Below are 5,291 nucleotides of genomic sequence, written 5' to 3'. Positions count from 1 at the left end.
CGCGTAGAGGCGCTCCAGGTCCGCGTCCTCGCGAAGGGCTCGGCGGCCCCGGGCCCGACGGACGGCGCGTACAGGGACCGCCCATTGCATCCGAATTCGGTTGTTCTCAACGTCCCTTGTACAATGCAGAACCCCGAGCTTCCGACTGGCTGCGAGTCCGTTGCATTGACCAATGCGCTTAACTATTACGGATTTGGTTTGGGTAAAACCGTCATTGCAGACGCGTATATGCCTAGGAGCAGTTGGGATTTTGTTACGGCGTTTTGGGGCAATCCTCATAGCGCTTCGAATGGAAACTGCATATCTGCTCCCGGACTGACCAACACCGCGAATTCTTTCTTGATTAGCAGTGGTAGTAGTTTGCGAGCCTACGATGTGACCGGTACTGGTTTCTATGACCTTTATTCGTACTTGGAAGCTGGACATCCCGTTATTATTTGGTCAACGATAGGTATGCAAAACCTGGGAAGTTGCTATGCGACTCAGGCTTACGGCGGAAGGGTTTATAGAACCTATACCAACTCTCACACCGTTGTCTTAAGAGGCTTTAATCGCTCCCTAGGTACCGTTTACATTGCTGATTCACTCGCTGGCTATGTCTCTAACTCAGCTCAGCGCATTGCTTCGCTATACTCGCAAAGAGGAGCTCAGGCGGTCGTCATTAAATAGGCGCCGTCGAAGTCGAAGGAAGGTGGAATCGTGAAGCGTCTCTTAGATGTGTCCGTTTCTATACTTGTGGTTATCGCGCTGTTCATGAGTCAATCATGGGCCGTGACTGCTGCATATGCCGATTATTCAATTGACGGATCTGATGATTCAAACAGCTTTCATCTTGAAGGCTCTACTTCCAATCAAGCTGAGCCTATCTCTGGGGGGCAAGAATCGGATGCTGGCTCCGTAGATAGCGAGCCTCAAGACGCGCAGCAGGTCTTATCGGGGGAGACTAACGAAGCCGCTGCCGCTGATTCTGCCTCCAACGATCAGCTCACCGTCAAAAACGTTAGTGTTTCTGCCCATGTGCAGAATATTGGCTGGATGGATCCGGTTAGTTCGGGTAAGGTTGCCGGAACCACGGGTAGGGGCTTGAATCTTGAGGCACTAAAAATCTCACTTGAAGTGGATGGAGCCACCTCTCAAGAACAGATTGCAAATGCCATATCCGTCGAGGCCCACGTCTCCAACGTCGGCTGGCAGGCCGCCGTCGGCAACGGCGGCACCGCCGGCACGACCGGCCAGTCCCGCGCCGTCGAGGCCCTGAGGGTCAGGCTGTCCGGGGAGCTGTCGGCCCGCTACACCGTCTGGTACCGCGTCCACTCCGCCGAGTTCGGCTGGCTGGGCTGGGCGTGCGACGGCGCCGACGCCGGCTCGGCGGGCTACGGCCGCGCCGTCCAGGCCGTCCAGGTCGCGGTCCTGCCCAAGGGCGACCCCGCCCCGGGCGACACCGCCTGTCCTTTTAAGAGCCGTAGCGATGAACCTGCCTCAATCACTGTTCGCTCACATACGTCGAATATTGGTTGGATGTCGCCCGTAGGCGGCGGATCTGTTGCCGGGACAACTGGTAGGGGCCTCCCCATGGAGGCGCTTGAGGCTCAGCTTGGCTGGTATGGTCACTCGGGCTCCATTGAGCTTCGTGGCCATGTTTCTAATGTCGGCTGGCAACAGTGGTCTGAGGGGCACTGTGGAACGACTGGTAAGTCTCAGCGTCTCGAAGCCGTTCAGATTCGTCTAACCGGTGAGGCAGCTGAAAAATATGACATTTGGTACTGTGCTCATGTCTCGGGTATAGGCTGGCTCGATTGGGCTTGTAATGGAGCTGCCGCTGGTTCTGCCGGTAAAGGCAAGGCTATCGAAGCGGTAAAGGTAATCCTTGTGGAGAAAGGCGGAGCAGCGCCTGGCTCTTCGAGCAAGGTCTTTATCGGCGATCTAGATGCTGTTGCGGTTTCCGGATCCGCCGTTTCTGGGGAGAGTCTTGGCTTATCTTCTGGTCAAAAGGCTACGATTGGAGGCAAAGGCGCCAAACTGCTGAACTCCATTGCCTTAAGCGTTGCAGGCCAAACTGATGACGGGTCAATTTCCTATGCCGTTATGGATGCATATTCAGGCTGGGGTGCTTCCGAATCGGATGGCGGCGCCGCCAAGGTGGTATCCGGCGCACCCATTAAAGCGATAAAAATGTCGCTGAGCGGCCAGTTTGCTGCCAATTATGACATTTGGTATCGAGTATACGATTCCGGTAATGGCTGGACGGGCTGGACGTCAAATGGTCAGGCATGTGGCGTTTCTGGTGGTTCTTCCGGTTTGTGCGGCATAGATGTTGCACTTGTTCGTAAGGGTCAACCTGCCCCTGGTTCTACCGGTAATGCATTTACCGAAACGTCGGGAATCGGTCTTGTATCCCAGGCGCACGTTGCTTCTGCGGGCTGGTTGGCTCCCGTTGGCAATGGCGAAACTGCCGGCCAGACGGGCATGTCTCGTTCTCTGCAGGCGTTGTATATTTCGACGCAGGGCATCGATGCCTCCGTTGAAGTGTCAGCACACGTTGCGAATATCGGTTGGCAGCCATACGTTTCGGGTGCTTCCTATGCTGGCACTGTTGGCAAGGGCCTCGCAATTCAGGCGGTTAAATTAAGGCTCACTGGCAACGACTCGTCAAAATACAATATTTACTACCGTATTCATGCGGCGGATTATGGTTGGCTTGGTTGGGCTAAAAATGACGCCGCAGCTGGCACCGTTGGGCTGTCTAAGCAGGCCGAGGCAATTCAAATTAAGTTGGTTGCCAAGGGTTCGTCCGACGCTCCCGTTCAAGATCATGCTGCGTTGATCCAGCTTCCTGGGCTATCCGCTAAGGCAAATTGCTCCGGTCTTGGCTGGCAAGCGTCTGTTGGCAATGGCGGTGTTGCCGGAACGGTTGGGCAGAACCGTGCCATGGAGGCAATGCAACTGTCCCTTTCCGATAGTTCCATGAACGGTGGCATTTCGTATTCCGCCCACGTATCCAATATCGGCTGGCAATCTGCTGTCTCAGATGGAGCCACAGCGGGAACCATTGGACAGGGACAACAAATCCAAGCTGTGAAGATTAATTTGACTGGTGACGTTTCGAATTACTTTGATGTCTGGTATCGCGTCCACGTGTCAAATTACGGATGGCTTGGCTGGACCAAAAATGGATCACCGGCGGGCACCACGAAGCTTGGCATTCCTGTTCAGGCATTACAGGTAAAGATTGTTCCCAAGGGCGCTTCCGCACCAGGCTCTACGTCTGATTCGTATTTTGAGACCTATCGTTATATGGGGTATCAGACCCCGGGATCTTATCCAAAGGTTAGTTGCAATAGCGTGCAGCTTCCTTCGTATTGCACCGGTTACTTTACGTATGTCACGCCTTCTCGAATTCCTTACAACGCTTCGCGACAGGATTGCATCAACGCATTCGTCCAGCGTGCTCGTGAATATATCGGGACGCGTTATATCGAGCCTTGGTCTTCTTGGCCGGGGGATGCGGTTGATTGTTCGGGCTTAGTGCTGCAATGTCTGTATGCGACTGGCATGGATATGGGTTGGTATAACCCGTATAACCATCGTTGGTTGCCCGAGCAAACCTACAACTCCATGAATTGGTATCGCAACAACACGTTTATGCCGGTTAGCACTTCTGCTATGCAGAGGGGAGATGTGGTCTACTACCAGGGCCATATTGGAATCTATATCGGAAACGGTCGAATCATTGATTCGTGGCCTGGGATCGGTGTGACCGAGCGCTCGGTCAATGCTCCAGGTCGTGTAATCGGTGCCGCTAGGCCTTTCGCATAGAGTCTGTTGAGGCGCTCCGTTGCAGGAGCGCCTCTTTTTGACTGTGTGCTAACTGGTGCTTTCCTAAGCTTTAAATGCCTGTATGGAAGTGCGGTAATATAGCTAGTATTCGTTTCTTTATCTGTGGTTACTGTCTCGGGGGATATGCATGAAACGTCTTAAAGCGTCTGCTGCTTTGGTTTGTACGCTATTGATGGGCTGGTCGCAAATCATTCAGCCTTACAGCGCGTATGCGCTGTCGGTCCAGGCCGCCGCTGCTTCGCAGTCGGTCTCGCAAACATCGAACGAGTACGAATCTCAAGGTGCAAGCTCTCAGGGAGCGCAGGACGATGCCTCGGGTTCTCAGGGTGTAACCGAATGGTATGGTGACGATGCAAATGCTGCTCGTCCTGATGGGGGTGCAGACTCTGATTCAGGCGAACAGCCTGGAATTGGCATCGAAGAGTCTCGTGTTGACGAGTCAAACGGTGAAGCCCCAACCGATGATTCCACTGAAATGAATTCCTGCGAAGCCGACTCTTTGGAACCGAACTCTTGGCGTTTCGAAAACGGCGTGCTTATCGATTCTGACAATGGCGACATCGATGCGCAGTCTTTAACTGACGATCCTTTGCCCAATGGCGCTGTTGCGCGCGGCATCGATGTCAGCAATCATCAAGGAACTGTTGATTGGAATAAGGTTAAGGCCGCGGGGATTGATTTTGCCATTCTCAAGGTCGGTCCGGTTTACGGAAAACCTGACGATTCTTTTGAAAGGAACGCTGCTGAATGTGAACGCCTCGGCATTCCTTATGGCGTGTATTACTACTCCTACGCCCGTTCTGTAGAGGATGCCAATAAAGAGGCCGACAGGACACTTGCTTGGCTCGGCGGCCATCATCCGTCGCTTCCCGTTTATTATGATCTTGAGGATAGCTATATCTTGCAAGATCCGGATTTCAGCAAGGATAAGCTTACCCAGATTGCGCAGGCTTTTTGCAACCGTATGGAGGCCGTTGGCTTTAAGTCGGGTATCTATGCGAACCTTAACTGGCTTAACAACTACCTGAATTCTCCGTCGTTGAGCGGTTATGACCATTGGGTCGCTCAATATAATTGGCGTTGCGATTATGCTGGCAGCTACAGTTTCTGGCAGTATTCAAGCAGTGGCAATGTCCCGGGCGTCAACGGACGCTGTGACATGAACTACTGCTTCAACGGTTCTCTTCTCAACGTAGATGACAGCAAGATGCATATTCAGTATGAGGCGCATGTCTCGAATATTGGCTGGATGAGCAGCAAGCGCGACGGATCTACGGCTGGCACAACGGGGCAGTCTAAATCAGTGGAGGATCTTAAGGTCAGCATCTTGAATCCCGTTGAAGATGGCTCTGTGCAAATTAACGCCAATGTAAGTGGCGTCGGCTGGCAGGGCTGGGACACCCCCTCGGCCTCCGAGGGCGGCACCACCGGCCAGGGCCGCGCCGTCGAGGCCG

3 protein-coding genes are annotated in these 5,291 nt (G+C 53.7%); all 3 read left to right on the top strand.

Features of this window, described 5'->3' with window-relative positions:
* Positions 1 to 669 (top strand): C39 family peptidase (locus PMX70_RS09610; protein ID WP_195569003.1); only part of this gene is annotated, 669 nt, incomplete at its 5' end.
* A gap of 30 nt (positions 670 to 699) precedes the next feature.
* Positions 700 to 3,816 (top strand): NlpC/P60 family protein, encoded by a 3,117-nt coding sequence (locus tag PMX70_RS09605; RefSeq protein WP_271743451.1) that lies wholly within the window; start codon positions 700 to 702, stop codon positions 3,814 to 3,816.
* A gap of 148 nt (positions 3,817 to 3,964) precedes the next feature.
* Positions 3,965 to 5,291 (top strand): GH25 family lysozyme (locus PMX70_RS09600; protein WP_271743450.1); only part of this gene is annotated, 1,327 nt, incomplete at its 3' end.

It is taken from the genome of Collinsella aerofaciens, assembly GCF_028206795.1.
GTDB classification, from domain to species: Bacteria; Actinomycetota; Coriobacteriia; order Coriobacteriales; family Coriobacteriaceae; genus Collinsella; species Collinsella aerofaciens_AX.
Note: the sequence above shows the minus strand (reverse complement) of the source record. Positions and strands in the feature narration are given on the sequence as shown.